Below are 26,202 nucleotides of genomic sequence, written 5' to 3'. Positions count from 1 at the left end.
CCAATAGCCAGTAATCCCGCCGTAAATTGCCCTCAGGCTGACCTTGGCCCGTAACGTGCAAACGCGTCAGCTCATCTTGTATACATGAATGAACACCACCATGACCGCACTCGACATTTCTCAACTTCAGTCGGCGTTACGTTCGGGCCAGACTACCCTGACGACACTTGTGCAAACCCTGACAGCGCATATTGACGCGGATGACCGTGCAGAAGTCTGGATTCATCGCGAGCCTCTTCCCGTGCTGCTGGACCGAGCCAAAGCGCTGGAGAGCATTGCCAGCGAACTGGGCGATTCGGTGTATGAGCGACTGCCGCTGTTCGGTGTGCCGTTTGCGGTCAAGGACAATTTCGACGTGGCGCAAATCCCCACGACAGCTGCGTGTCCGGCTTTCGCCTACTTGCCCAAGGAGACGGCTCACGTTGTGCAACTGCTGCTCGACAGCGGCGCAATCCTGATGGGCAAGACCAATCTCGATCAATTCGCCACGGGGCTGGTGGGCGTCCGGTCGCCCTACGGCGCGGTACGCAATGCCCACGACCCCGCCTACGTCAGCGGCGGCTCGAGCTCAGGCTCGGCAGTGGCCGTCGCGCGCGGCTATGTGAGCTTTGCGCTGGGCACGGACACCGCAGGGTCAGGCCGGGTGCCTGCCGGTTTCAACGGCATCGTCGGGCTCAAACCCAGCCTTGGCTTGTTCAGCAGCCGGGGAGTGGTGCCCGCCTGCCGGACGCTGGATTGCCCGTCCATATTTGCCGGTGATGTGCTGCAAGCCTGGCAAGTGGCGCAGGTCATCGCGGCTTACGACCCTCTCGATCCGGCCAGTGTGGCCGTGTCGGCACTGCCGGTGCAGCGCAGGGCTCGGCGTGTCGCCGTCGCGCGACACTGCGAGTTCTTCGGTGACGAGCAGGCAAAGACGGCTTACCTCAAAACCCTGGAAGCCCTGCAAAAAGACCCGCTGGTGACTGTCAGCCAGGTCGAGTTCGACGTCTTCGCCGAGGCGGCTGCCCTGCTGTATCAAGGCCCGTGGGTGGCCGAACGGCGTGCAGCGGCAGGCAAGTTCTTCACAACCAATGCGGCCGATATTCACCCGGTGGTACACGGTATTCTGCAAAATGCTGCTTCGTTTGATGCAGTGGACATGTTCAACGCTCGCTATCGCCTGGCAGAACTGACCCGCGCTGCGCAGCAGTTGCTGACCGACATCGACGTGCTGGTGGTGCCGACCGCGCCGTGCATGCCGACCATCGACGCGGTGCTCGGCGATCCGGTAGCACTCAACTCACAGCTCGGCTATTACACCAACTTCGTCAACCTGATGAACATGTGCGCCATCGCCATCCCGGCAGAGCGCCGTGCCGACGGGTTGCCTGCGGGCATCACGCTGATCGGCCCGGCCGGTGCCGATCAGCGCCTGGCAGAGATCGCCGCTGCCTGGCAGCCGCTGTTCGGCCAGGCCGACCAGCGTGACGCCGTGGCGATGGCTCCCCTGCCCTATAACAGCCCCACCGTGCAGGTTGCGGTGGTCGGTGCACACCTCGTCGGCCAGCCACTCAACTGGCAATTGCTCGAAGGCGGCGCACGTTTGCTGCGCACCACAACTACCAGCGCGGATTACCGCCTGTATGCGCTGGCAGAAACGTCGCCGCCGAAGCCGGGACTGGTGCGCGTAGCTGAACAGGGCGCGAGCATCGAGATAGAAGTCTGGGAAATGCCGCTGAGCCAGTTCGGCGCTTTCGTCGCGGCCATTCCCGCTCCACTGGGCATCGGCTCGCTGCAACTGGCCGACGGCCAGTGGGTCAAGGGTTTCATCTGTGAGCCTGCCGGCCTTGAGGGCGCGCTGGACATCACCGACTACAAAGGCTGGCGCGCCTACCGCGCCGCACACACATCTTCCATCGCTCATTGATCAGGGGTAGTAGGCATGTCGAACGTTGATCGTCGCAGTTTCATCAAGTTGGCAGGCATTATCGGCCTGAGTGCGGCGCTGCCCTTTGGTCGCGCCTACTCAGCCGATGCCCCGCTGGTGGTGGGTTTCATTTACGTCGGTGCTCGCGACGACTTTGGTTACAACCAGGCACACGCCCAGGCGGCCGCCATCATCAAGTCGCTACCCAACGTCAAAGTGATTGAAGAGGAAAATGTTCCGGAAACCGTGGCCGTACAAAAGACCATGGAAGCCATGATCCGTCAGGACGGTGCAACGCTGATTTTCCCGACCTCGTTCGGCTACTTCGAGCCGCACGTGGTCAAGGTCGCGAAAAAGTACCCGGACGTACGTTTCGCGCACTGCGGCGGCCTGTGGCAGAAAGGTCGCGACCCGATGAATGCGGGGAGCTTTTTTGGTTACATCGACGAAGCGCAATACCTCAACGGCGTGATTGCCGGACACATGAGCAAGAGCAAAAAACTTGGTTTCGTCGCCGCCAAACCTGTGCCTCAAGTGCTGCGCAACCTGAACGCGTTCGCCATGGGGGCCCGCTCGGTCGACCCGAGCATTGTCACCACAGTGATCTTCACCGGCGATTGGTCATTGCCGGTCAAGGAAGCGGAAGCGGCCAATGGCCTGATCGACCAGGGCTGTGACGTGCTGACCTGCCATGTCGATGGCCCCAAGGTGATCGTCGAAACGGCTGAAAAACGCGGCGTCATGACCTGTGGCTATCACGCCAGCCAGGCTGCGCTGGCTCCCAAGGGCTACCTGACCGGCGCCGAATGGAACTGGGAGACGCCTTATCGTGCTCACGTCGCGGCAGCCCAGAGCGGCGCGCCGATGATCAACTTCTTGCGCGGCGGGCTGAAGGAAGGCTTCGTCAAAACGTCTGCCTACGGGCCTGCGGTAACAGCCGACGCCAGGCAGAAAGCAGATGCCATCAAGGCGCAGATGATGGCGGGCCAGTTCGTGATTTTCAAAGGCCCGCTCAAGGACAACAAAGGGGCCGTGGTGATTGCCGATGGCGTTGCACAAGGCCAGACCGACATTGCTCTGGAGAGCATGAATTACCTGGTCGAAGGCGTTCTTGGCCAGCTCTGAGGAACGTTCATGAGTTCATCGAGAAGTCTGCGCCGCCTTGCCAGCGCGTTGTTGCCGGGACTGCCGACGGTGCTGGCGGTGTTTTCTTCGTGCGTGCTGTTCGGGCTGTTTCTGGCGGTTCAGGGCAAGCCTGCGTGGCAAGCCCTGCAACTGGTCGGCGAAGGCGCGTTTGGCTCATGGTTCGCGCTGGAAAACACCTTGCAGCGCGCAGCCCCTTTGATGTTGACCGCACTCTGCGTCGCTCTGCCGGCAAGGGCCGGGCTGATCATCATCGGCGGCGAAGGCGCGCTGGTGCTGGGCGGCCTGGCAGCGGCAGTGACGCCCTTGTGTCTCGGCCAGTTGTCATCCGGGCCGATGCTTGTCTGCATGGCCTTGGCGGCGATGACCGTGGGCGCGTTGTGGATCGGCCTGAGTGGCTGGATGCGCCAGCGCCGCGGGGTCAACGAAACCATCAGCAGCCTGCTGCTTTCGTATATTGCGCTGGCGCTGTTCCGGCAATTGGTCGAAGGACCATTGCGCGATCCGGCAAGCCTGAACAAGCCCTCGACCCCGCCGCTGGACGAGCCCTATCTGATCGGCACCATCAGCGAAAGTCTTGAAGTGCACTGGGGTCTGGTGGCAGGCGTGGTCGCCTGCCTGCTGGCGTATGTGCTGGTGCGCCACAGTATCAAGGGGTTTGCCCTCGGCGTGGTGGGCGGCAATGTTCGCACGGCATTGATGATCGGCCTGCCGGTAGACCGTCTGATCCTGCTCAGTTGTCTGCTGGGCGGCGCCGCGGCCGGTCTGGCCGGAATGTTCGAAGTCACTGCCGTGCAAGGCAGCGCCAACGCCGCGCTGATTGCAGGTTATGGCACCAGCGGCATTCTTGTCGCCTTCGCCGCACGCCATCATCCGCTGGCAATCATCGTTTGCGCGGTACTGCTTGGCGGGCTGGAAGCCAGTGGCGGGCTGCTGCAACGACGGCTTGGCCTGCCGGACGCCACCACGCTGATTCTTGAAGGCTTGCTGTTCACCAACCTGTTGCTCTGGGAAGCCCTGAGTGGCCGTATCGCTGACTGGAAGATCAGGCTGGCGGCTGTCAGTACGCCTGCGAGGAAAGGAGCGCTGCAACATGGCTGATATCGACCTGAGCACTTTTCTGCTGGCATTGCTGGCTGGCGCGATCCGCGTCGGTACACCTTTTCTGTTCGTCAGCCTGGGCGAATGCCTGACCGAAAAAAGCGGACGGATCAACCTGGGGCTGGAAGGCATTCTGGTTGCCGGCGCGATGTCTGGGTACGCCGTGGCGTACCTGAGCGGTTCGGCATGGCTGGGCGTCGGCGCAGCCGCCGGAGTCGGCATTCTGTTAGGGCTGCTGCACGGCCTTGCATGCTCGTTGCCGCGGGTCAACGACATCGCATTCGGCATCGCGCTGATTCTGCTCGGCACCGGGCTTGCGTTTTTTCTTGGCAAAGCCTTCATCCAGCCGCAAGCCCCTATGTTGCCCTCACTGGCACTGGGGGCCTGGAGCAACGAAGAACGCGTGCGCTCGGCGCTGAACATCAATGTGCTGTTTTTCGTCGGCGTAGCGCTGGCGTTCATCCTGCACTGGGGGCTGCGCACAACGCGCTGGGGGTTGATGCTGCGCCTGGTCGGTGATCATGCCGAAACGGCCCAGGCGCTGGGCTATCGACCGCTCAAGGTACGCATTCTGGCCACGGCAACTGGCGGCGGGCTGGCCGGGATCGGCGGTGCCTACCTGTCCCTTTACTATCCCGGCAGCTGGAATGAAGGCCTGTCCAGCGGACAAGGGTTGATGGCCGTGGCGCTGGTGATCTTTGCCCGCTGGCGTCCACTGGCGTGCCTGTGGGCATCGTTGCTGTTCGGCGCTGCCGGTGCCATCGGGCCAGCCTTGCAAGCGGTGGGCATCAGCTCCGGTTATTACCTGTTCGCAGCAGCACCTTACGCGCTGACGCTGGTGGTGATGTACGCCACCTGCCGCCGTGGACGCACCCTGAACGGTGCTCCTGGCGAACTCAGCCTGACGCGATGAACTGATCTTTTCGAGGAGGCATGCACATGGCCAGTGGTCTTGGCGGTTTGAACAAGTCGCCCAATGGGGTGGTGATCGGACTGGCGCAACTGGCGCTGCCCGATCCGCATACCCGCGAGGCGTTGTGGGCACAAACGCAGAAAGTGGTCAGCATGGTCGCCAAGGCGCGGCGCAGCAATCCGGGCATGGACCTGATCGTGTTTCCTGAATATTGCTTGCACGGTCTGTCCATGAGCACCGCCCCGCAGATTATGTGCAGCCTCGACGGGCCGGAAGTCATGGCGCTGCGTCAGGCGTGTCAGGAGCACCGGATATGGGGCTGCTTCTCGATCATGGAGGCCAACCCCCACGGCAATCCATTCAACAGTGGCCTGATCGTCGATGACCTCGGTGAGATTCGCCTTTACTACCGCAAGCTGCACCCGTGGGTGCCGGTCGAGCCGTGGGAACCTGGCGATCTGGGCATTCCGGTGTGCGACGGCCCGCGCGGCAGCAAGCTGGCCCTGATCATTTGCCACGATGGCATGTTTCCGGAAATGGCCCGCGAGTGCGCCTACAAGGGGGCCGATATCATGCTCCGCACTGCGGGGTACACCGCGCCGATTCGCCACGCCTGGAAAATCACCAATCAGAGCAACGCCTTCACCAACCTCATGCAGACCGCGAGCGTCTGCATGTGCGGCTCCGACGGCACATTCGACTCCATGGGCGAGGCCATGTTTGTCGACTTCGACGGTACGGTCATGGCCGAAGGCGGTGGCCGGGCGGACGAAATCGTCTGCTGTGAACTGCGCCCCGATCTGGTCCGCGAAGCCCGCGTGCACTGGGGCGTGGAAAACAACATTTATCAATTCGGGCATCGCGGCTATGTGGCGGTCAAGGGCGGCGCACGCGACTGTCCTTACACCTACATGCACGATCTGAGCGCAGGCCAGTACCGTCTGCCCTGGGAAGACGATGTCGTGCATACCGACGGCAGCTCGTGCGGTTTTGCGGCCCCCGAGCGCGACTTCAAACCCTCCCCCGGCAGCTGGAAGGAGTAACGCCATGAGTGAACGTCATATTGCATCGGCGCCCTACCCCTGGCCCTGGAACGGGCAACTGCATGCGCACAACACTGCGCTGATCGTGATCGACATGCAGACCGATTTCTGTGGCGTCGGTGGTTACGTCGACAGCATGGGTTACGACCTGGCGCTGACCCGCGCGCCCATCGAGCCGATCAAGGCACTATTGGCCGCGATGCGCCCGCTCGGGTTTACCATCATCCATACCCGCGAAGGTCACCGTCCAGACCTCAGTGACCTGCCTGCCAACAAACGCTGGCGCTCGCAACGCATCGGTGCCGGCATCGGCGACCCCGGCCCGTGCGGCAAGATCCTGGTGCGCGGCGAACCGGGCTGGGAGATCATCGACGAGCTGGCACCAGTGCCCGGCGAAATCGTTATCGACAAACCCGGCAAAGGCTCCTTCTGCGCTACCGATCTGGAACTGATCCTGCGCACGCGCGGCATCGACAACCTGATCCTGACCGGCATCACCACCGATGTCTGTGTACACACCACGATGCGCGAAGCCAATGACCGTGGCTTTGAATGCCTGCTGCTGGAGGATTGCTGCGGTGCGACCGATCCTGCCAACCATGCGGCGGCACTGAGCATGGTCAAGATGCAGGGCGGAGTATTCGGTGCAGTCGGCCACTCCTCCATGCTTCGCGACCTGTTGGGAGCATGAGCATGCGCGCCCCGAGCCTTGAGACGATTGGTGTCAGCAAGCATTTCGGCACGTTTTGCGCACTGGACGAGGTATCGTTCAAGGTCCGCGCCGGCACCGTTCACGCCCTGCTCGGCGAGAACGGTGCCGGCAAGAGCACGCTGGTCAAAGGCATCATCGGCTACAGCCCGCTGCAATCGGGCAGTATTCTGGTCAACAATCGCGAGCATGCCATCCACACTCCGCGCGACTCTCATCAGTTGCAGATCGGCATGGTGTATCAGCATTTTACCGTCGCACCGGGCCTGAGCGTGGCTGAAAACCTGGTGCTGTCGCGCGGCGATCTGCCGTGGCGTATCAACTGGACCCGCGAGCACGAACGCCTTGAAGCGTTCATGGCGACGATGCCTTTTCGTCTGGATATCCATCGCCCCGTCAGCAGCCTGGCGGCAGGTGAAAAGCAGAAGCTGGAAATTCTCAAGCAGCTGTATCTGGAACGTCGGCTGATCATTCTCGACGAACCCACTTCGGTGCTTACCCCGCAGGAAGCCGATGAGGTGCTGGGGCTGATGCAGTCGATGGCGCATCGCGGCGACATCACGGTGCTGATGATTACCCACAAGTTTCGCGAAGTCAGCACCTATGCCGATGACGTTACCGTGCTGCGCAAGGGGCGCTGGGTAGGGACGGCAGCAGTGGCTGACACTTCTACGCAGCAAATGGCGGCCTGGATGATGGGCGAAGCGCGCGTGCGTAGCGTGAGTAGCGAACGCCCGGAGATGGCACCCCGCCCACCTCAGTTACACATGGAGGCGCTGAATGTGCCCGGTGACAAAGGCACTCTGGCAGTGAAAAACCTTTCTCTGGCGGTCCATCCGGGAGAAATCGTCGGAGTGGCAGGCATCTCCGGCAACGGTCAGCGCGAACTCACCGAAGCGCTGCTCGGCCAGCGTTCTTTCAGCGCCGGACGGCTATCGGTCAACGGCCAGCCCTACCATGCACGGCGTGAAGAGATGCAGCGCCTGCGTGTCTTCAGCCTGCCCGAAGAACCCTTGCGCAACGCCTGCATCGGCAGCTTCAGCGTCGCCGAAAACCTGGCCCTGCGCAACTTCGACCGGCCGCCGTTGTGCCGTCAGGGCTGGCGTCTTGATCGCCGCGCCATAGGCGCACAGGCACGCGCACTGATCGAACAGTTTCAGGTGTCGCCCAACGACCCGGACCGACCGATCGGCACCTTGTCCGGGGGCAATGTGCAGCGCGCCGTCCTGGCCCGCGAACTGACCCGTGATGTCGCGGTACTGATCGTCGCCAACCCGGTGTTCGGCCTGGACTTCGCCAGTGTCGCCCTCATCCACCAGCGCCTGATCGACGCGCGCAACAGCGGCACGGCAGTGCTGTTGCTCAGCGAAGACCTTGACGAGCTGTTGAGCCTGGCAGACCGCATTGTCGTGATTCATGACGGCGAACTGGTCTTCGAAACCCGCGCGGCGACCGCTGATCGAACCGAGCTGGGTCGACACATGGCCGGTGCCGAGCATCTGACCGGAGAATCGGCATGATCAGCGTCAATGCGCGTCCGGACAGTTTCACGTTCGACAGGTCCTGTGCCGCTGTGGTGATCATCGACATGCAGCGCGACTTCCTTGAGCCCGGCGGCTTCGGTGCCGCGCTGGGCAACGATGTCGCACTGTTGCAAGCCATTGTGCCGTCGGTGCAAAGACTGCTGGCGCTGGCCCGTGACCAGGGCATAGCAGTGATCCATACCCGCGAATCACACAGCTCGGACCTTGCCGACTGCCCGCCAGCCAAACTCGACCACGGCTCACCCGGCCTGCGTATCGGCGACCCCGGCCCGATGGGACGTATCCTGATCCGCGGCGAACCCGGCAATCAGATTATCGACAGCCTGACCCCGCTTGCCTGCGAGTGGGTCATCGACAAACCCGGCAAGGGCATGTTCTTCGCCACCGATCTGCATCAGCGATTGAGCGAAGCGGGCATCACCCATTTGATCTTCGCGGGTGTAACCACCGAAGTCTGCGTGCAGACCAGCATGCGTGAGGCCAATGACCGGGGCTATCGCTGTCTGCTGATCGAGGATGCCACCGAAAGCTATTTCCCGGCCTTCAAGCAGGCCACGCTGGAGATGATCACCGCACAAAACGCAATTGTCGGACGTGTAGCGTCCCTGGCTGATCTGCAGCGGGCTGTACGAACGAGGAGTACACCGTAATGGACATCAATCTTCCCCACGTCGTCGCCGAAGTCACCAACGCCTTCATCGATTACGAGCGCGCCCTGCTCGCCAACGAACTGACTACGCTGGACGCGTACTTCTGGAATTCCGAGCAGACCGTTCGCTATGGCGTAGCGGAAAACCTGCACGGTGCCGAAACCATTGCGCGCTATCGACGTGAGTGTCAGCCGGTCGGGCCTGGTCGAAAGCTATTGCGCACCGTGGTGAGCACCTTCGGCGAAGACTTCGCCACCGTCAGTACCGAGTTTCACGAGGATGCTACCCGGCGGTTGGGACGGCAAATGCAGACCTGGGCGCGACTGGATGGCGGCTGGAAAGTCGTTGCAGCACATGTCAGCATTGACCTGAGCAGCCTGGAGCCACGCCCTTGAATTCCCCGAACACCACCAACGCGCTGGCAGAAGACGTCTATCGCCGCCTCAAGCAGGAGATCTTCGATTTCTACCTGCTGCCCTACGACCGGTTTACCGAAACGCAGCTGGCAGATCGTTACCAGGTCTCGCGGACGCCGGTGCGTGACGCGTTGTACCGGCTTCAGCGCGAGGGTTATCTGGACGTCGAGTTTCGCCGGGGGTGGTCAGTCAAACCGCTGGATTTCGACCAGATCGACCAGCTGTACGACCTGCGCATCGTGCTTGAATGCGCTGCGGTCGAGCGCATCTGTGCGTCCCACGAGGTGCATCCGGAGCTCAATGTTCTGCGCCAGCACTGGCTGATTGATCGTGATTGCTGGCAGATCGACATGCAAGTCGTCGCAGACCTGGACGAACAGTTTCACACTCAATTGGTGGCCGCTTCGGGCAATCTGGAAATGGCCCGTGTTCATCAGGAAGTGACCGAGCGTATCCGCATCGTCCGCAGACTGGACTTCTTCAAAAGTGCCCGTATCGAGCACACCTACCTCGAGCACGCTGCGATCCTCAATGCGTTGCAGGCACGCAAACGGGACGAAGCACTGTTATTGCTGCGCTCTCATGTGGAAATCAGCAAGCTCGAAGTACGCAAACTGACGATATCCATGCTCAGCGATGCGCGGCGGCGGCATGAGGCATGAGGCATGAGGTATGAGGCATAACGTACTCATTCCGATCAGTTTCTTTTGCCCAGTTTCCCGGTGAACGGTGCAGATATCTCGCACTTCACGCCACAGAGTTCATAGAAGAACGTCGCCACACCATCAAACGCACTGCTCAGGCTGCCCTTGATCATTGCCGTGCCGTAGCCTTTTCGATCCGGCTGCTCAACCAGCGGACCGTTGCGCTCGGTCCACATCAGTTTGAACGTGGCGTCGAGATCATCGACACCCTGCGCCACGATCAACCACTCGATGTTCAGCTCTCCATTGGGTTGAGACAGTGCGCCGTACTTGGCAGCATTGGTGCCCAGCTCGGGTACGACCAGCGCCAGCGCCGAAGCCGCCTCCTGAGTCAATAGAATATCGGGGCCCGAGAAATGGATGCTGCAGTCTGTTCGATAAGGCGCGAGCATTTCCTGAATCAGCATGACCATGTCGATTTCGCTGGTGCTCAATTTGAGGATGCCCAGCCCGCAGGAACCATGCTTGCCGGTAATGATGTTGCCCGTCAGGGCTTGAGAAAACCCGGAGGGAAGATTCGGAAAAAGAGACTGGCGAAATGTTCTGCCGGCCTTGTCCAGCACATTGATGCCGACGATCATGCCAGGCTATCTGGCCTGCAGTGCAAGGGCAAAGTCTTCAAGAAGCGACTCGGCAGGCAAAGCCGATGACATGACATCCAGTGCGCGATTACGAAAAACCTCAAGAAACTTACGCATGGCAGCCACATCCCGGGGCGAAAAAATACGGACATGGTACACCGGCGCCGCGGGGCATTGTTGAGTGGGACGAAGCGCGTTCGTGACGCGCACTGACTCGTCCTCGCGCTGCGAACCATCAATGTGATGCGCTCATGCCCACCAATGCCACAGCAACAGTGTCCCTGCCAGCCCGACCACCGAGACAATCGTCTGCAACACCGACCACACCCAGAGCGTCTGTTTCAGTTGCAGGCCAAAGTATTCGCGGACCATCCAGAAGCCAGCGTCGTTGACATGACAGAAGAACACCGAGCCGGCACCGATCACCAGTGCGATCAGCGATGCCTGCACCGGTGCCAGGCCGGCCATCATCGGCGCGAGTATGCCTGCGGTCGTGGTGGTTGCGACGGTCGCGGAACCGGTTGCCTGACGCAACGCCACGGCAATCAGCCAGGCCAGCAGCAGATACGGCATGTGTGCGCCTTCCGCCACTTTGCTGATGGTCTGGCTGACCCCGGCGTCCAGCAGCGTTTGCTTGAGGCCGCCACCGGCGCCGATGGTCAGCAGCAGCACCGCAATGGGCGCAAGGCTTTTGCGCAATGTTCCGCCGACCCGTTCACGGGACAGCCCGTTGGCCCAACCCAGGCAGACCGTCGCAGCCAGTACCGCGATGCCCAGAGCAACCAGCGGTTCGCCTAGAAACTTCAACGCCAGGGCCGCACTGCTTTCAGGCTCCATGGTGACCTTGGCCAAGGTGCTGCCGAGCATCAGAATCACTGGCAAAAGTATGATCAGCAGTGAAATGCCGAAACCTGGCTGACGGCGGCTATCAGGCTTGGCACTGAACAACTCGCCCAGCTCGGCGGGCTCTTCAATCTGCATACGCCCGGACAGCCAATTGCCGTAAAGAGGCCCGGCGAGAATCACGGCGGGCACCGCGATGCACAAGCCCAGCAGCATGGTCAGGCCCAGATCGGCGTGCAAAGCGCTGACGGCAATCAACGGCCCGGGATGCGGCGGCATCAGGGCATGTAACGTGGTCATGCCTGCCAATGCCGGAATCGCGATTTTCAGGAGCGGCTGACCGGACTGACGCGCCATGACAAATATGATCGGCACCATCAGTACCAGGCCGACCTCGAAAAACAGCGGCAGACCGATGACCATCGCCACCAGCGCCATGATCCACGGCAACGTCCGGCCCTTGCCCAGCCTGAGCAAGGTAGAAGCGATGCGATCCGCCGCCCCCGATTCGGCCATCAACGCACCCAGCATCGCACCCAGCGCGATGATGATTCCCGCCTCGCCAAGAATGGCACCTGCACCTTTACTGAAGGCTTTTGCAACGGACTCGGCAGGCAATCCGGCGCCTATGCCCGCAATGAAAGTGCCCACGAGAATCGATAGAAAAGGGGGAAGTTTCGTGGCGCTGATCAGTACGATAATCGTGGCGATGGCGATCAGGCAGCAAATAATCAGACGGGTGTCGTGAAACACCCAGACAGTAGACGACAGATCCAACACGGGCCTCCTGGGGTTCGGTTTTTCCAGGCCGCTTTTCAGCCTGCCTTCCGAAAAAACAGAAACAATTGGTTTCAATTGACCGAACAATACCGGAATGCGACATCGCGTCGCAGCTAATATTTGCCGACTCAACCAGAAACGCAGGTCCCTCAGAAAACGTCTTCAGCCTCGGCAACAATCTTCGGCAGAGACGGTCACAGACGCCTTGCAATACGCCGGATGACGTTGTTACGTACGTAATGCACCCTGTGAATCATGTGGGTATAGTGCCTGTGCAACATGTGCTGAGCGCGCGCGGTCTTACGGTATCCATTAACCGTCCGGCATTGCCTCACCCTATCTGATCAGAGCCGCTATCAATTAACGGATCACTCGACAGGAAATCAGATGACCTCATCCAGCCAGCGCCTGGCCTTGCTTGAAGCAGTTGTCGAGCAGTCATTCGATGCCGTATTGATCACCGACGCCAACCTGACGAACGGCGGCCCGTTCATTGTCTATGTCAATCCGGCATTCTGCGCGATGACCGGCTATGCAGCCGAGGCCTTGATCGGCCTTTCGCCACGGATTCTGCAAGGCCCCGACACCGACCCTCAGGTGATCGCGCGTATGCGCCAGTGCCTGAGCGAGAGTCTTTTTTTCGAAGGGTCGACGGTCAACTACCGCGCAGATGGAAGCCCCTACGTTGTCGAGTGGAAAATCTCCCCCGTGCGTAACGATGGGGGCATGGTGTGCAATTTTGTCTCGGTGCAGCAGAATATCAGCCCGCGCATCCGGGCAGAGCGCGAACAACACTTGCTGGCTCAGGCACTCAACGCCGCGCTCGATCCGATTATCATCACCGACTGCAACTCTACTATTGTGTTTGCCAATGAGGCGTTTCAGCACATCACCGGCTACAGCGCGTCGGAAATCATCGGCGAAAACCCGCGCGTGCTGCGCTCGGGTAAACATGACGAGACGTTTTATGCACAATTCAACGAGGCGCTGTCGAGTGGGGCCCCGTTTCGCACGACCTTCATCAACAAGCGCAAGGACGGCTCTCTGTTCTATGCAGAGCACAGTATTTCTCCGCTGTGTAACCTGGAGGGAGCCATCACGCACTACGTCAGCATCAGCCAGGATGTGACCACGCGGCTGGGCCGTGAACAGAAGTTGCTGGAAATCGCTCACCGTGACCCGCTGACCGGGCTGGATAACCGTAGAGCGGCCGAACATGCGCTTGAACGCCTGATCGATACCGCACGGTTATCGGGCAGGCCGTTCAGCCTTGTCATCGGGGACATCGACCATTTCAAGTCGGTCAATGACCGCTACGGCCACCCCGCTGGCGATAGCGTATTGACCAGCGTCGCGGCCATCCTCAAACAACGGATCCGCCTGCCGGATGTCGCTGCCCGATGGGGAGGAGAAGAGTTTCTGATACTGGTGCCCGACAGCTCGCTGAAGCAAGCGGCCGAATTGGCCGATCGCATCCGCAAGGGCGTTGAAAGTCTGGTCATGCCGGAAACAGGCTCCGTGACCATTTCTCTGGGTGTGGCGGAACTTGGCCCTGGGGAAACTGCGGCCAGCCTTATTCAGCGTGCAGACAAGGCGCTCTATCAAGCCAAGCGCCTGGGTCGCAACCGCGTCGAAGGCGCGCAGGCCGACAAGCCGGTTTATTAAGGTTGTCTGCCACCGGGTCATCAGCGGCCCCGGCGGGCTATCATTGTTTGCCCATAGCGCAATCGTTACGGGCGACTACCGCCAACAAGCGCAGGTATTCTCAGCACCTTGTTGGCCGCCGTGATGTAAATCCAGTGCCTTGAACCGGCAGAACAGAACGCAAGATTGCCGGTGTCCTTCGCCGCGACCTGCAGCTTACCCAGCAACTCACCGCTAGCGGAGAACACCTGAACACCCTCTTTGCTGCTGCTCCAGACATTACCCTGCGCGTCGACCTTCACGCCATCAGGGATGCCGGGTGCGATCTTAGCAAACACCTTGCCATTACTCAGCGCACCGTCACGCACCTGATACACCCGGATGCTATGTGCCAGTTCCGGATTCTTGAAGTCGTGCGCCAGTTGTGAGTCCGCGACATACAGCAGGCTCTGATCGGGTGAAAACGCCAGGCCGTTTGGCGAATGAAGCCCGGGGGTGTCCAGCCTCAGCAGTTGGTTGTGCTCCGGGTCATAGCGGTATACAAACTCGCCGCCCTGTTCTGGCTTGCCGCCGTAGCTTTCTGCTTTGTTCAAAACGCCGAACGTCGGGTCGCTGAACCAGATTCCACCACGGTCGTCGACCACGACGTCATTGGGACTGTTCAAGCGTTTGCCCTGATACCGGTCGACCAGTGTGCGCCATTGACCATCTGCCTCCTGCCGGACAATTGCGCGTTCGCCATGAGATGCGGCGACGACGCGCCCTTTGGCGTCCAGAGCATGGCCATTCTGATAATGGGCAGGGTCCAGCCATACAGTGACGCCCTCATGCTCTTTCCAGCTCATGACTTTGTTCGCTTTTACATCACTCCAGATCAACCGACCATCGGGCAAACACAACGGACCTTCCGCCCACTGCGCATCGGCGGCAAGCACTTCGGCCTGCGCACTTGGCTCGACAAGCGAGGCGAACCGGGGATTACTGGCGACCACCGTGACTGGCGATGCGTCCGAAGCCATCACTGCGCCCGCAGCAAGAAGCGCGCTAGCCAGCAAGAACGACGTTGATTTCTTGCCAGGATGACGGAAGACTCGTTTCATGCATTTCGCCCCATTGATCAATAGGCACAGCGGCCAGAGGAACGTTTGGCAGCGGCATCCGGCTTGAGTTTCACGATGAGCTGAACATTGGGCTGATCACCGACAGTACGACTCAGATGCCCGACCCTGTCGTCGCCAGGCCGCGCCCTTGAGTGACTGTCAGCGTTGAACTGCATCTCCCCGGGTCCTTGAACCAGCACCGTGCCGTCAGTGGTTTCCACCGACCACTGGCCCTGCAGGGTAATCACCCACTGAGGGCCGGGAGCATGATGCCAGCTACCGACATAACCCGGCGGCAATACCGCGTAGGCAATACTCTCTATCTCGTCGGGCGACACGCCGATCCACTGCGGTTCGGCGGGTGGCGCATAACTTTTGAATTCCAGCCCCTCGATACGGCAGTGGTCGACATGGGTGGCCCCTGTCTCATCGGCCCAGACGGTGGCGTACGTGACGGGGGGCTGAAGCTTGCCGTTGCTGGTGGTGCTTTCTTGAGAGTTTGCGGGCACAGCCAGCAGCGCAGCATGGGCAGTGTTGCCTGCCGCACAAACCGCAGCACAGGTCAGTGCAAATGCGAAGAACGCTTTCATGGGTTAAATCCTTGTTTACGAGAACACTGAATGGCAAGGCAACGTCAATGTGCGCCTGACGATCATGAAACCGGTCGCACGGGACAGCGCAATGAAACAATGGCTCATCCAGACCGGACCTGCCCTGACAGCAGGCCCGGAGGCTGCATCAGAGTTTTGGCAACTGACCGATGCGTCCCATCATCTCTGTGACGATCTGCAGGTCCAGCAGAAACTGTCCGGTCGTCTTGAACTCGTTATCGGTATGACCGGTGTATTTGACTTCGGGCCGCGCCAGGCCGAACTGCACGCCATTGGGCAACTCATGTACCGATGTCGCACCAGCCGAGGTGCCGAATGCGTGCTTCATATCCAGGTTTTCACTGGCAACAGCGAGCAGCGCCTTGACCCACTCGCCTTCCGGGTTTCGGTACATCGGCTTGGCAATCGAATAGTCGAACGCTGGTTTGATACCGGTCTTGGAGCTCCAGGCAGCCAGTTTTTCGGCGATTGCGGATTTTAGCGCTTCCGGCGACCTGCCCTTAGGCACGCGCAAGTTGACCGCCAGTTTGAACGCTTTCTCATCCATCGCGACGTAGGTAAGGGAAGCGGTCAGCGGCCCCATGAAGTCGTCGGAGAAACCAACGCCCAACTTGCTGCCCAGATAATCAAGTCCCCAGTTGTCGGCAGCATAGCGAGCGGCATCCGTAATCTGGTTATGTTTAAGCGCGACCCTGCCTTGAAGGCTGTCGATAAAGCCCAGCATCCTCGCGACCGGGTTGACGCCGGACTGGGGCGACGATGAGTGCGCGGAAACACCGGTCACTGTCAACTTGACGTCATTGCCGTCGACCTTGGCATCGACGTCGAAATCCCCACCATTGCGTTTCACGTATTCGGCACCGGCCTGTTGCAGGCCGGCGGCCAGTTCTGCAGGTTTATCGGTCACCAGCGTGACAACCGATTTCGACGGAATCTGGTTAGTGGCCATACCACCGGTCATCGAGACGATTTCAGCACCCTCGCCTTCTGCAGTGCGTCGGGCAAAGCTGGCCATGACCGTGCCATAACCTTTTTCCGCGATCACAACCGGATAGCTGCCATCCAGCGCAAGGTTGTAGGCGGGTGTCGGATTGCGTTCAAAGTAATAGGGAATGGCGTCACCGGTGGTTTCTTCAGTTGTATCGATCAGCAACTTGAAGTTTCTGGCCAGCGGCAGCTTTTCTTCCTTGATGACTTTCATGGCATAAAGCGCCACGACGATGCCGTTTTTATCATCTTCGGTGCCACGTCCATACAGGCGGTCTCCGATCAGCGTGACCTTGAACGGGTCCAGTCGAGTGCCATCGGGCAACACCCAGTTCTCAGGCGTGACCGGTACCACATCGGCATGGACGTGAATACCCACGACTTCATCGCCCGCACCGTCGAGCGAGACTTCATAAACACGGTTATCGACGTTGCGGAATTTCAGATTGAAGCGTTCGGCAATGGCTTTGATCGCGTTGGCGATCTTGATGAATTCGGGGTTTTCGTGCTGAGCCACACCGTCGACGCGCGCGGTTGGAATGGCGACAAGTTCACGCAACGTTTCGGTTGCCGCACTGCCATACCTCAACCGGGTATACAGACCGAGCAGGCGATGAATATCGTTTTGTTGCGCTTCGGAAAGTGTTTTGTTATCGAGAAAGGCGGTGATGGCCGGAGCAAAGTCGGCCGTTTTAACACCCTCGGTATCGGACAGGCTTGTCAGAAACTGTCTGAAATCCTTTACCGATGTATCGTTGAACGTCTTGAGGATGACGGCGCTCTGTTGTGCGGTGACATTGGCATTTGCCAGACTGGTGAACGACGAAAGACTGGCGAGTATCAAGGTGGTTGCGGCCAGGTGTTTGAGTGACAGGTTCATTATTGAAGGCATTCCTTGGCAGGCAAAGCGCGAATTTTCTGATCGTTTGATCAGGATGCTTTCCAACTTACACCAAGCGCAATGATGCGAGAATCCCCTTTTAAAACGAAGCAATGCAGTGGAGCGCTCATATGATCAAGCTGCTGATGCGCCTGAAAGCGCGCTTCGACCGAAAGCCCAAGGCGCATCTGCCTGACCGGTTATCGCCCGCGCAGCCTGTCGATCAGCAAGAATCCATGTCACGCGTGCAGGAAAATCAGGCCTGGCTGCCAGTCTACGATGGGCACCACGGCTCGATGATCGAAAAAGACTACGTGCTGAAGATCCTGCGCAGGCTGGCAGTGTTGCGCGAGGATTGAAGCTTGCGAAAGGCATGCAGTGTGCAGGCCCATGACAGTGCACATCTGACTTTTTCACAAGCAGTCCTCTGCTGCGAACGACTTCAATAGCGTGTGCCGACTCCAGGGGCCACAGTAGCGTGGAAGACATGCGATCGACACGTAACCGCAACGCTCGTACCACTTGGCGACATCGTCATCCAGCGTTTCGATCAGGGCGTCAGTACAGCCTCGCTTGATGGCCAGCGCTTCAAGCCTGTGCAGGGTCTGCGCCCCGAGCCCTTTTCCGCGCGACCCGGCATCAACCCAGAGGTAACTCACAAAGAGCCGTTGAAATTCGGTTCGGCCTGTGGTGCCGCCAATCAACAGGCCGTTCTCCATGATCATGCAGGCAATCGGATCAGCCACTCCCCCTTTCGCCTCGGACAATGCACGGCCGTATTGCAAGACGCCGTCAATAACAGCCCGGGTTTGATCATTGGTAATCTGCGTGCCTGTAAGCCACGTCCTCATGTAATCACTTCCTTGATAAGGGACTGCATGTACATGAGCAAGATAAAGGCCAACCACACAACAAACCGCAGTGAATTCTTGCCGCAGCGGACACTCCGAACAGTATCGAGCGAACGCCGCAGATCAGTCGCTCCCTACTCGAGGAAACGAAATGACCACCGCATTCAACGTTGGCGACGCCGTACGCTGGAACTCCGAAGCAGGCGAGATACATGGGAAGGTTAGTAAAGTGCATGTGAAAGACGTCACGTTCATGGGCAAACATCGACCTGCGTCAAAGGACGCCCCACAGTACGAAGTGAAGAGCGACAAGACCGGCCACTCGGCATTGCATCATGAGGGTGCGCTCGAACACGCGTGATCAATGCAAACGGGCAGGTTGAAAACAACTGTCCGATTACCTATATTCCGATGTGGCACCCTCTACGCCACCTCCCGCGGAAAGGGCTGCGCCCAGGATACTGATTCGATATTCCGTCACTACGACTCCCGACCTTCAAGCGGACAAGGTTTTTGCAAGGAGATCGTATGTCCAGCACTGACATGTCCTCGTCTCATCACGGCCGTATCAACCTTGAGCAACAGCGCAAGCGTGCCAAAGAGCTTCTGCTGCGGATGAAAAACGGCACCGCGCCTGATCAGCTCATCCAGCTCGGCAAAACGACGCCACTTTTATCGGATGCCCAATGGTTGATCGCGAGGCAGTTGGGCTTCAGCAGTTGGCCCAGACTGAAAGCTCACGTCGAGGCTGTCGACTTCGCAGCCCGACACCCGGATTTCGACGCTAGCGATGAGGTGCGAACCGTACATTGGCGATGCGGCAGCGACATTGCCCACACTCTGAAACTGGCCGGTTTCAAAGGCTCTTTCAAGACGCTTACGGACCCATTGTGCATGGGTCCGGTTCAGGCTCTGCCCGCAGAGGCCTACCAGGCAGCGCGCAGCCAGTACATCAGCCAGGCATTCGGGCTGGGGCGCGCGGAGGTTGCACGCAGGTTCGATAATGAGTACGCAGATCTAAGGCACATGAGCAGCGCCGATCACAGTGTGTTGTGGTGCGAGGCAGACGCCTACGACCAGCTTTTCCTGATCAGGGCGCTGGCCGCACTTGAGCAATTGCCTCCCAGACTCGAGCTTATTCAGGTGAAGCAGATCCCCGGCGTCGAACGCTTCATCGGCATTGGCCAACTGGCACCTGATCTGCTTGCCTGGCTGTGGCCGCAGCGCCAGGCGGTGACTGAAGAAATGCTGCATCTGGCCCGCCAGGCATGGGCGGCTTACTGCAACCCCTCGCCAGTTGCCCTTGCCGACCTGGCCCACACCCCGCAGCCAGCATTGCCCTTTCTTGCCCCGGCGCTGTTGCGTCAGTTACAGGAATTACCGGGCGTCAATGATGGCCTGTCGCTCACCGAGCGCCTGTCATTGCAGTACATCGGCGAATCAGCTTCAGTGACCTTCGGCGAGGTGTTTGCAGAACTGACCAACAAACGCGAGCCCTTGCCGTTTCTGGGCGATATGATGTTTCACGCAATCATGCGTCCTTTGATTGATTCCCCTACTGCGCTGCTGATCGAGTCAGATACCCAACTCGAGTGGCATCGCCGCTCAATCAGGTTAACGCGCTTGGGGCGGCAAGTACTGGAGGCAGAGGCCTATTGGCCTGATTACTGCCATCAAGTGCGCTGGGTTGGCGGAGTCTGCATTCAGGTTGGGCAGCCTCACTGGACGATAGATGACAACATGCGCCCGCTGTGGCGCACCTGACCTCAGGACGCCAGCTCACCGTGTTCAACGCGCCCCGACAACTGGCGTTGGCAAACTGAAGTGCCTGTATCAAAACAAATACAATTGGAAATAAAATTCCATTAACTGTATGAAGTAAAAGGACTCTTCGCTCAACGCCTGTCGCGCGTTGCGTGCGGGGTCCACGCCCTTCGACAGTTGACCAGCCTGAGGCTTTTTATGAATTCGTCGTTGTCTCGCCGCAAGATCCTTCAGTGTGCCTGCTGCCTTCCCGTCGCCGCAGCGCTGATGGAATTACCTTCAATTGCCAATGCTGCTGCGCCCACCTCTCCTCGCACTTCACTGACTGCTGAACAGGCGCTGAAAGCGCTGCGTGACGGCAATGATGCCTTCATGAAAGACAAGGAAATCAATGTCGAGCGCAACCGTGATCGCCGCCTGGAAATCGCCAAGGGGCAGACGCCGTTCTGCATTCTGATCTCGTGCTCGGACTCTCGTGTGCCTCCAGAACTGCTGTTCGGGCGCGGTCTTGGCGAGCTGTTCATCGTGCGTAACGCTGGCAACACCGTCGACACTGCCGCGCTGGGTTCGATCGAATATGGCGTCAGTCAGTTAGGCGTGCCACTGGTCGTTGTGATGGGTCACGAGAAGTGCGGCGCTGTGGCTGCCGCTGTCTCCGTAGTCGAGGACAACACGGTGTATCCGGGTGCCATCGGGCAAATGATAGAACCCATTTTGCCCGCAGTGCTGACCGCCAAATCCAAAAAAGGCACAAGCCTGCTGGAAGACTCGGTCAAGGCCAATGTCCAGCGCACAGTTGCTCGTCTGCGTACGGCTTCGGAACCCACCCTGATGAACCCGATCAAGGACGGCAAGGTGAAGGTTGTCGGTGCCTATTACAGCCTGGAAAACGGCAAGGTTGATTTCTTCGACGTCTGAGTTATACCCGTACTTCCCTGCAATAAATCGAGCGCATGGACTGCGCTGATCTTCCTCAAGAGCAATGATTCTCTGTTTCCTTGCCACCTCTCGCCCGTCCCGTCGTTACGGGTAGATGTGCCTGCACCCGAAGCGGACACAGGCACGGCGCATCAGATCACACCACAGGCTGCACGATCACCGCCACCGCCCAAGGGCGCAGGATGGTCGGAGTGATTATCGCCACCCGCATGAACCATGAGCGCATGACCTTTGATCTCCGACAGCTTTTTCAAGCGTGGCGCAAGGACCGGGTAGTTAGCGGTGCCATCAGCGTTAACGTACAACGCTGGCAGATCGCCTAAATGGCCATCAGCATAGGGCCCCAAGTGCTTGCCGGTTTTGCCCGGGTCAAAGTGACCGCCTGCGGCCAGCGCTGCAACTTTTTTGCCGTCTTTCGTGCCGGCTTCGCAACTGCCGTTTTCATGTACATGAAAACCGTGGATGCCTGCAGGCAGGTCTTTCAGGTTCGGGGTAAACAGCAAGCCGTACTGCGTTTCGCTCACCGTCACGTTGCCAACAGGCTTGGGCGCGCCGTCTGCGCTGACCAGATTGATTGGAACGTCCAGCGATGCAGCCTGGACACTGAGGGAGAAAACGCCGAGCAGGCCTAGCCAAAGATGAGGTTTCATGATTTCAATGCGTCCCTGATCTGGTAATCGGATTGAACGTCACGGCGGGCAGCGTTAAACCGCATGCCACGCAACGTCCTTGATGTCACATAGGGTGTGACCGCAGAGGCGCGCACTTGATGCAAAAAAATGAACAGGGAACGTTATGCAAAACGTCACGGCTGGCCCGCCAACACAAAGGAAGGCAGGCCAGCGATCCTGACTCGCGGTCAGGAACAGGCGTAACGGTGTAAATCAGATATCCAGGCAGATCTTGCCGAAATGCTGATTGGTTTCCTGATAACGGAACGCTTCGACGATGTCGGTCATCGGGAACGAGCGATCCATGACCGGACGCATCCCGTTGGCGTCAATGGCGCGGATCATGTCCTGTTGCTGGGTACGGCTGCCGACCAGTACGCCCTGCATGCGCAGTTGCTTGACCAGTGCCGGAACGAACTCCAGTTGACCGGCGACACCGCTCAGAATACCGATGACCGAGATATGGCCAGCAACCCGCGCGGCGGTCATGGAATGCTGCAATGTCGAGGGACCGCCAACGTCGATGATGTGATCCACACCACGACCGCCAGTCAGCTTGCGGGCAGTCTCGCCCCAGTTGCTGTCTTTGCGATAGTTGATCAGATGGTCGGCCCCCATGGCTTGCAGACGCTCCAGCTTTTCATCACTCGACGATGTCGCGATGACCGTAGCGCCGACCATCTTGGCAAACTGCAACGCAAAGATCGAAACGCCGCCAGTGCCTTGCACCAGAACGGTATCACCGGCTTTCAACGCGTCATCAACCATCAGGGCGCGCCACGCGGTCAGGCCAGCGGTGGTCAGCGTGGACGCTTCAGCATGGGTATAACCCAGCGGGGCATGAGTGAACGAGGTTGCACGAGCAGTCACCTGCTCGCGGGCGTAACCGTCGACGCCGTCACCCGGCACAGTGACAAAACCTTCAACCTGCGGTTCGCCGCTGATCCATTCAGGGAAAAACGTGCTGACTACAGCGTCGCCGACAGCGAATTCGCTGACGCCCTCGCCTACTGCCGTTACCACACCGGCACCGTCGGCCATCGGAATGCGCGACTCGCTCGGGCCCCACATACCACTGACGACGGCGAAGTCATGATAGTTGAGCGAGTTGGCATGCAGACGCACGGTGATTTCACCGGCCTTCGGAGCCAGCACTTCGCTGTCACCCACAATCACTTGGTCGTAGCCGCCACCGGCCTGCACGTAGATAGTTGTGTTGCTCATGATCAATCTCCTATCAATTCAACATTACGCAAAATGACGAAATGTTTAAGTAAGACTTACAATTCTTTCTTGAGCCGCTCAGCGAACCGGTCAATGGCTTGCTCGTCGCGACGAAAATAAGTCCACTTGCCGATCCTCGTCGCCTGAACCAGCCCGGCGCGTTGCAGGATGGCCAGATGCGCAGACGCCGTGGAAGCCGACAGACTTGCCTTGGCTTGAATGTGCGACACGCACACGCCTATCGCCGGATCACCGTGGTCCTGTGGAGGGAAATGGGCTTGCGGGTTTTTCAGCCACTCCATGATCAACATGCGAGTGTCATTGCCGACCGCTTTGATTTGCTCAAGAATCATGGGGCACAACATTACGCTTTTTTACGAAATGTTCAACCCCTGATTGATGCCCGTACATCTGAACGCATGTTTTCATTACAGCTTCACATCGGCCTGACAAATGAAGCAATCTGTCGACTCCAACAAAACCGACTGCATGGCTGCGAGCACTCATACTCATGATGAACCTTAAATACAGCGTATTCACCGCCCTGCTGCTGGGCATGACAGGTATGGCTCAGGCTCAGGATTCCTCCTCGCACCTGGACAAGGTGCTGCAGGCTGGTCAATTGGCGGTTTGCACGACCGGCGACTACAAGCCTTACACCCTGCTCCGCGAAGACGGTGAGTACGAAGGCATCGATATCACCATGGCCCGCTCGCTGGCCAAAAGCCTGGGAGTGAACGTGCAGTGGGTGCCTACCACCTGGAAGAATCTCATGCCGGACATGGTTGCCGGTAAATGCGACATCGGCATGGGCGGCATCTCGGTCAGCCTGGAACGTCAGAAGAAGGCGTTCTTCAGCAATACACTGGACGTGGACGGCAAGATTCCCTTGGTACGTTGTGAAGACAAGGCTTCCTATCAGACTGTCGAGCAGATCAACCAGCCGTCAGTGCGCCTGATAGAACCTGCTGGCGGCACCAATGAAGCCTTCGCCCGCGCCCATCTGCCAAAGGCATCCCTGTCTTTTCACGACAACAAGACCATCTTTCAGGAGCTGCTGGACAAAAAGGCTGACGTGATGATCACTGACGCCTCCGAAGCGCTCTACCAGCAGAAACGCATGCCGGGCTTGTGCGCCGTCAACCCGACCCGGTACATGCAGTACGGTGAAAAAGCGTACCTGTTGCCACGCGACGATGTGACCTGGAAAAGCTACGTGGACCAATGGCTGCATCTGAGCAAGGCCACCGGTGAGTATCAGCAGGCGCTGGGAGAGTGGCTGGCAGTGCCTGCACAGCTGTAAAAATATCATTTAGCTACTACTTAAAGCTTGGGCCGGGGACGCCGATAGCTTTGAAGCTGTGCCGTATTTCGCACGGTTCCGATTCAGCAGGCGCACAACCCTTAAAGGGAACCCCCCCATGTCCCAAATCCAAGCAGCTACTACCGGCCCTACCATAAAACAACGATTGATGGCTTCCACCTTCGCCATCATCGTTGCGTTTATCGCGCTCTCGGTTTTCATGATCCACACACTCAAGACCTCCACCGAGAATGTCGACGCGCTGTACAACCGGGATTTTCTCGCCACTGAGGCGGTGAACAATATCGATGGCGCATTGACCCGTGTGGACATCAACATCCTGCGCATGATCGCCATCGGCAATCCGGAACAGACTGCAGGCTGGAAGAATGAGAACGAGGCGGCTTTTGCCAGGCTGGACCAACTGACAGTCCTGCTCGGCAAGGACACGGCTGAAACGCTGGATGTCGCGCTGACCCAGCAGTTGCAGCGTGATTACACAAATTTGCGTGATGGCATGCGACACCAGACGAGTGTCATTCAGACGGGTGATATTGCAGCCGCCACCAACATCAACCGCACCGAAGTAAAACCGTTCGCCGAACAGGTATTCAAGACCCTGCAAACCCTGCGCGAGCAGGGCAAACAGAGTGCTGGCGAGCGTTTTGAAGCCCAGGAAGCAAGCGCCGCTCGGGCCAACAATCTGTCCATTGCCGCCACACTGGTGATTGCGGTGCTGGGTGTCGTGGTGACACTGCTGACCATACGCAGCATTCTTTCAGCCATCGGGGGCGAACCGGGAACGGTGGCTACAATCACACGCACCATCGCCAGGGGCGACCTGAGCAGTACAATCAAGGTCAATGCCAATGACACCACCAGCGTCGCCGCTGCCGTGGTTGCCATGCAGACTCAACTGCGAGACACACTTCAGCAGATTTCAAACTCGGCCACTCAGTTGGCCGCTGCGGCCGAAGAGATGACAGCCATCACCGAAGATGGTGTTCAAGGCATTCAGCGCCAGAACAACGAGATTGACCAGGCCGCGACCGCCGTCAATGAAATGACCAGTGCGGTAGAAGAAGTGGCACGTAATGCGGAACACACCGCACGCTCCTCAAGCAATGCAACCAGCGCGGCGCAAGCGGGCCTGGGACTGGTGAAAAAGACTGTCAGCGCAATCAACACCATGAGCACCGACGTACAAAAAACGGCCGTCCTGATCGGCGAGCTGGCTGATCAGTCGCGTGACATCGGCAAGGTTCTGGATGTCATCCGTGGCCTCGCCGAGCAGACCAACCTGCTGGCTCTCAACGCCGCAATCGAAGCAGCTCGGGCAGGTGAAGCCGGACGCGGATTTGCGGTGGTAGCGGACGAAGTGCGCGCCTTGGCGCATCGCACACAGCAATCAACCAGCGAAATCGAGCGTCTGGTGAGCAATATCCAGAATGGTACTGACCGGGCGGTAAATTCCATGCGCGGTAATACCGAACTGGCCAGCGATACACTCAGTATCGCTGAGGGTGCCAATGACTCTCTGACCGTCATCAGTACTGCGGTGAGTGAAATCAACGACCTTAATCTGGTCATCGCCAGCGCTGCGCAACAACAGGCACACGTTGCTCGGGAAGTCGACCGCAATCTGGTGAACATTCGTGATTTGTCTGCGCAATCCTCATCGGGTGCGCAGCAAACCAGCAGCGCAAGCCGTGAATTGTCGACGCTGGCTCTGGACCTGAACAATATCGTCGGACGCTTCCGCCTGTCCTGATGCAACACGCACTCTGCAGGCTGTCAAGACGGTCAGGGTGCGCTGCTTTTCAATCTGGCCGTCACGTCTGTGTACATATTCTGTTGCAAGCGCATTGCGCCTGAAATAGCGTGGTGTTCTGCAC

25 protein-coding genes and 1 pseudogene are annotated in these 26,202 nt (G+C 59.0%); 17 read left to right on the top strand and 9 right to left on the bottom strand.

All coding sequences use genetic code 11. The annotated features are described in order from the left end of the window. Nucleotides 1–100 precede the first annotated feature (100 nt). Genes atzF through MME58_RS05790 form a run of 10 tightly spaced genes read left to right on the top strand, consistent with a single transcriptional unit; the run spans nt 101 to nt 10,087 of the window. Entirely contained in the window at nt 101–1,906 is a 1,806-nt protein-coding gene (atzF, locus tag MME58_RS05835) for an allophanate hydrolase (protein WP_055005267.1), read from the top strand. A gap of 15 nt (nt 1,907–1,921) precedes the next feature. Continuing rightward, the gene (locus MME58_RS05830) at nt 1,922–3,031 is read left to right on the top strand and encodes a BMP family ABC transporter substrate-binding protein (RefSeq protein WP_055005266.1); all 1,110 of its coding nucleotides are present in this window, start codon (nt 1,922–1,924) and stop codon (nt 3,029–3,031) included. A gap of 9 nt (nt 3,032–3,040) precedes the next feature. Beyond that, nucleotides 3,041–4,150, top strand: a complete 1,110-nt coding sequence (locus tag MME58_RS05825; protein ID WP_055005265.1) for an ABC transporter permease — start codon at nt 3,041–3,043, stop codon at nt 4,148–4,150. After that, nucleotides 4,143–5,063, top strand: a complete 921-nt coding sequence (locus tag MME58_RS05820) for an ABC transporter permease (protein WP_054985866.1) — start codon at nt 4,143–4,145, stop codon at nt 5,061–5,063. Before MME58_RS05825 ends, MME58_RS05820 begins: the two co-directional genes overlap by 8 nt. Nucleotides 5,064–5,089: 26 nt before the next feature. After that, nucleotides 5,090–6,106 carry a formamidase gene (locus tag MME58_RS05815; RefSeq protein WP_054985867.1) on the top strand — a complete coding sequence of 339 codons (1,017 nt, stop codon included), beginning with the start codon at nt 5,090–5,092 and terminating at the stop codon, nt 6,104–6,106. A 4-nt stretch (nt 6,107–6,110) separates the two neighbouring features. Beyond that, nucleotides 6,111–6,797: a biuret amidohydrolase gene (gene biuH, locus MME58_RS05810; protein WP_054985868.1), complete on the top strand. Its 687-nt coding sequence runs from the start codon at nt 6,111–6,113 to the stop codon at nt 6,795–6,797. 2 nt (nt 6,798–6,799) lie between these two features. Beyond that, a complete protein-coding gene (locus MME58_RS05805) occupies nt 6,800–8,335 on the top strand; it encodes an ABC transporter ATP-binding protein (RefSeq protein WP_055005264.1) in 1,536 nt (511 codons plus the stop codon). After that, complete coding sequence (locus MME58_RS05800) at nt 8,332–9,009, top strand: cysteine hydrolase family protein (protein WP_054985870.1); 678 nt, start codon at nt 8,332–8,334, stop codon at nt 9,007–9,009. Before MME58_RS05805 ends, MME58_RS05800 begins: the two co-directional genes overlap by 4 nt. Next, entirely contained in the window at nt 9,009–9,404 is a 396-nt protein-coding gene (gene hpxZ, locus MME58_RS05795; protein ID WP_054985871.1) for an oxalurate catabolism protein HpxZ, read from the top strand. Before MME58_RS05800 ends, hpxZ begins: the two co-directional genes overlap by 1 nt. After that, nucleotides 9,401–10,087: a GntR family transcriptional regulator gene (locus tag MME58_RS05790; protein ID WP_054985872.1), complete on the top strand. Its 687-nt coding sequence runs from the start codon at nt 9,401–9,403 to the stop codon at nt 10,085–10,087. The genes hpxZ and MME58_RS05790 overlap by 4 nt, the downstream gene beginning before the upstream one ends. A gap of 35 nt (nt 10,088–10,122) precedes the next feature. Here MME58_RS05790 and MME58_RS05785 read toward each other — a convergent pair. Both MME58_RS05785 and MME58_RS05780 read right to left on the bottom strand, forming a co-directional pair. Next, nucleotides 10,123–10,827, bottom strand: a pseudogene (locus MME58_RS05785) (hypothetical protein). Nucleotides 10,828–10,959: 132 nt separating this feature from the next. Beyond that, nucleotides 10,960–12,330 (bottom strand): GntT/GntP/DsdX family permease, encoded by a 1,371-nt coding sequence (locus MME58_RS05780; protein ID WP_054985874.1) that lies wholly within the window; start codon nt 12,328–12,330, stop codon nt 10,960–10,962. Between the two features lie 390 nt (nt 12,331–12,720). Here MME58_RS05780 and MME58_RS05775 point away from each other — a divergent pair, with 390 nt between their 5' ends. Continuing rightward, the gene (locus tag MME58_RS05775) at nt 12,721–13,998 is read left to right on the top strand and encodes a sensor domain-containing diguanylate cyclase (RefSeq protein ID WP_055005263.1); all 1,278 of its coding nucleotides are present in this window, start codon (nt 12,721–12,723) and stop codon (nt 13,996–13,998) included. A gap of 65 nt (nt 13,999–14,063) precedes the next feature. On the opposite strand, the gene MME58_RS05770 is transcribed toward MME58_RS05775, so the two are convergent. The 3 genes from MME58_RS05770 to MME58_RS05760 all read right to left on the bottom strand — a co-directional run bounded on the left by MME58_RS05770 (nt 14,064) and on the right by MME58_RS05760 (nt 17,555). Continuing rightward, a complete protein-coding gene (locus MME58_RS05770) occupies nt 14,064–15,077 on the bottom strand; it encodes an SMP-30/gluconolactonase/LRE family protein (RefSeq protein WP_054985876.1) in 1,014 nt (337 codons plus the stop codon). Between the two features lie 17 nt (nt 15,078–15,094). Next, nucleotides 15,095–15,667, bottom strand: coding sequence for a cupin domain-containing protein (locus MME58_RS05765; RefSeq protein ID WP_054985877.1), 573 nt, complete (start codon nt 15,665–15,667; stop codon nt 15,095–15,097). A gap of 148 nt (nt 15,668–15,815) precedes the next feature. After that, on the bottom strand, nt 15,816–17,555 hold the full coding sequence (locus tag MME58_RS05760; RefSeq protein ID WP_054985878.1) for a dipeptidase: 1,740 nt from the start codon (nt 17,553–17,555) through the stop codon (nt 15,816–15,818). 131 nt (nt 17,556–17,686) lie between these two features. On the opposite strand from MME58_RS05760, the gene MME58_RS05755 reads away from it, so the two are divergent. Then, nucleotides 17,687–17,914 (top strand): hypothetical protein, encoded by a 228-nt coding sequence (locus MME58_RS05755; protein WP_055005262.1) that lies wholly within the window; start codon nt 17,687–17,689, stop codon nt 17,912–17,914. A 54-nt stretch (nt 17,915–17,968) separates the two neighbouring features. Here the strand turns inward: MME58_RS05755 and MME58_RS05750 are convergent, their stop codons facing one another. Beyond that, nucleotides 17,969–18,406: a GNAT family N-acetyltransferase gene (locus MME58_RS05750; RefSeq protein WP_055005261.1), complete on the bottom strand. Its 438-nt coding sequence runs from the start codon at nt 18,404–18,406 to the stop codon at nt 17,969–17,971. Between the two features lie 151 nt (nt 18,407–18,557). On the opposite strand from MME58_RS05750, the gene MME58_RS05745 reads away from it, so the two are divergent. The 3 genes from MME58_RS05745 (at nt 18,558) to MME58_RS05735 (ending at nt 21,088) form a co-directional block, all read left to right on the top strand. Further along, nucleotides 18,558–18,767, top strand: a complete 210-nt coding sequence (locus MME58_RS05745; protein WP_055005260.1) for a hypervirulence associated TUDOR domain-containing protein — start codon at nt 18,558–18,560, stop codon at nt 18,765–18,767. Nucleotides 18,768–18,934: 167 nt separating this feature from the next. Then, entirely contained in the window at nt 18,935–20,170 is a 1,236-nt protein-coding gene (locus MME58_RS05740) for a DUF1835 domain-containing protein (RefSeq protein WP_055005259.1), read from the top strand. A 198-nt stretch (nt 20,171–20,368) separates the two neighbouring features. Next, the gene (locus MME58_RS05735; protein ID WP_054985883.1) at nt 20,369–21,088 is read left to right on the top strand and encodes a carbonic anhydrase; all 720 of its coding nucleotides are present in this window, start codon (nt 20,369–20,371) and stop codon (nt 21,086–21,088) included. A 152-nt stretch (nt 21,089–21,240) separates the two neighbouring features. Here the strand turns inward: MME58_RS05735 and sodC are convergent, their stop codons facing one another. The 3 genes from sodC to MME58_RS05720 form a co-directional block, all read right to left on the bottom strand. Beyond that, the gene (gene sodC / locus MME58_RS05730) at nt 21,241–21,759 is read right to left on the bottom strand and encodes a superoxide dismutase family protein (protein WP_054985884.1); all 519 of its coding nucleotides are present in this window, start codon (nt 21,757–21,759) and stop codon (nt 21,241–21,243) included. Between the two features lie 234 nt (nt 21,760–21,993). After that, nucleotides 21,994–23,004, bottom strand: coding sequence for a zinc-dependent alcohol dehydrogenase family protein (locus MME58_RS05725; RefSeq protein ID WP_054985885.1), 1,011 nt, complete (start codon nt 23,002–23,004; stop codon nt 21,994–21,996). Nucleotides 23,005–23,060: 56 nt separating this feature from the next. After that, nucleotides 23,061–23,369 (bottom strand): ArsR/SmtB family transcription factor, encoded by a 309-nt coding sequence (locus tag MME58_RS05720; protein WP_082427165.1) that lies wholly within the window; start codon nt 23,367–23,369, stop codon nt 23,061–23,063. 146 nt (nt 23,370–23,515) lie between these two features. Between MME58_RS05720 and MME58_RS05715 the strand changes: the two genes are divergently transcribed. Further along, entirely contained in the window at nt 23,516–24,307 is a 792-nt protein-coding gene (locus MME58_RS05715; protein WP_055005258.1) for a transporter substrate-binding domain-containing protein, read from the top strand. Between the two features lie 118 nt (nt 24,308–24,425). Beyond that, nucleotides 24,426–26,078, top strand: coding sequence for a methyl-accepting chemotaxis protein (locus MME58_RS05710; RefSeq protein ID WP_082427163.1), 1,653 nt, complete (start codon nt 24,426–24,428; stop codon nt 26,076–26,078). Nucleotides 26,079–26,202 lie beyond the last annotated feature (124 nt).

The organism is Pseudomonas syringae pv. tagetis (assembly GCF_022557255.1).
GTDB lineage: Bacteria > Pseudomonadota > Gammaproteobacteria > Pseudomonadales > Pseudomonadaceae > Aquipseudomonas > Aquipseudomonas caricapapayae.
The sequence above is the reverse complement of the archived record's forward strand: the minus strand, read 5'-3'. Positions and strand labels throughout refer to the sequence as shown.

Excerpts from the sequence above, each read along its gene's own strand:
- MME58_RS05775 (WP_055005263.1), top strand. The coding sequence starts at position 12,721 with ATGACCTCATCCAGCCAGCGCCTGGCCTTGCTTGAAGCAGTTGTCGAG.
- MME58_RS05765 (WP_054985877.1), bottom strand. The coding sequence starts at position 15,667 with ATGAAAGCGTTCTTCGCATTTGCACTGACCTGTGCTGCGGTTTGTGCG.
- MME58_RS05805 (WP_055005264.1), top strand. The coding sequence starts at position 6,800 with ATGCGCGCCCCGAGCCTTGAGACGATTGGTGTCAGCAAGCATTTCGGC.
- biuH (WP_054985868.1), top strand. The coding sequence starts at position 6,111 with ATGAGTGAACGTCATATTGCATCGGCGCCCTACCCCTGGCCCTGGAAC.
- MME58_RS05820 (WP_054985866.1), top strand. The coding sequence starts at position 4,143 with ATGGCTGATATCGACCTGAGCACTTTTCTGCTGGCATTGCTGGCTGGC.
- MME58_RS05830 (WP_055005266.1), top strand. The coding sequence starts at position 1,922 with ATGTCGAACGTTGATCGTCGCAGTTTCATCAAGTTGGCAGGCATTATC.
- MME58_RS05815 (WP_054985867.1), top strand. The coding sequence starts at position 5,090 with ATGGCCAGTGGTCTTGGCGGTTTGAACAAGTCGCCCAATGGGGTGGTG.
- MME58_RS05755 (WP_055005262.1), top strand. The coding sequence starts at position 17,687 with ATGATCAAGCTGCTGATGCGCCTGAAAGCGCGCTTCGACCGAAAGCCC.
- MME58_RS05825 (WP_055005265.1), top strand. The coding sequence starts at position 3,041 with ATGAGTTCATCGAGAAGTCTGCGCCGCCTTGCCAGCGCGTTGTTGCCG.
- MME58_RS05800 (WP_054985870.1), top strand. The coding sequence starts at position 8,332 with ATGATCAGCGTCAATGCGCGTCCGGACAGTTTCACGTTCGACAGGTCC.
- hpxZ (WP_054985871.1), top strand. The coding sequence starts at position 9,009 with ATGGACATCAATCTTCCCCACGTCGTCGCCGAAGTCACCAACGCCTTC.
- MME58_RS05760 (WP_054985878.1), bottom strand. The coding sequence starts at position 17,555 with ATGAACCTGTCACTCAAACACCTGGCCGCAACCACCTTGATACTCGCC.
- atzF (WP_055005267.1), top strand. The coding sequence starts at position 101 with ATGACCGCACTCGACATTTCTCAACTTCAGTCGGCGTTACGTTCGGGC.
- MME58_RS05720 (WP_082427165.1), bottom strand. The coding sequence starts at position 23,369 with ATGTTGTGCCCCATGATTCTTGAGCAAATCAAAGCGGTCGGCAATGAC.
- MME58_RS05770 (WP_054985876.1), bottom strand. The coding sequence starts at position 15,077 with ATGAAACGAGTCTTCCGTCATCCTGGCAAGAAATCAACGTCGTTCTTG.
- MME58_RS05740 (WP_055005259.1), top strand. The coding sequence starts at position 18,935 with ATGTCCAGCACTGACATGTCCTCGTCTCATCACGGCCGTATCAACCTT.
- MME58_RS05750 (WP_055005261.1), bottom strand. The coding sequence starts at position 18,406 with ATGAGGACGTGGCTTACAGGCACGCAGATTACCAATGATCAAACCCGG.
- MME58_RS05710 (WP_082427163.1), top strand. The coding sequence starts at position 24,426 with ATGTCCCAAATCCAAGCAGCTACTACCGGCCCTACCATAAAACAACGA.
- MME58_RS05715 (WP_055005258.1), top strand. The coding sequence starts at position 23,516 with ATGATGAACCTTAAATACAGCGTATTCACCGCCCTGCTGCTGGGCATG.
- sodC (WP_054985884.1), bottom strand. The coding sequence starts at position 21,759 with ATGAAACCTCATCTTTGGCTAGGCCTGCTCGGCGTTTTCTCCCTCAGT.
- MME58_RS05725 (WP_054985885.1), bottom strand. The coding sequence starts at position 23,004 with ATGAGCAACACAACTATCTACGTGCAGGCCGGTGGCGGCTACGACCAA.
- MME58_RS05745 (WP_055005260.1), top strand. The coding sequence starts at position 18,558 with ATGACCACCGCATTCAACGTTGGCGACGCCGTACGCTGGAACTCCGAA.
- MME58_RS05735 (WP_054985883.1), top strand. The coding sequence starts at position 20,369 with ATGAATTCGTCGTTGTCTCGCCGCAAGATCCTTCAGTGTGCCTGCTGC.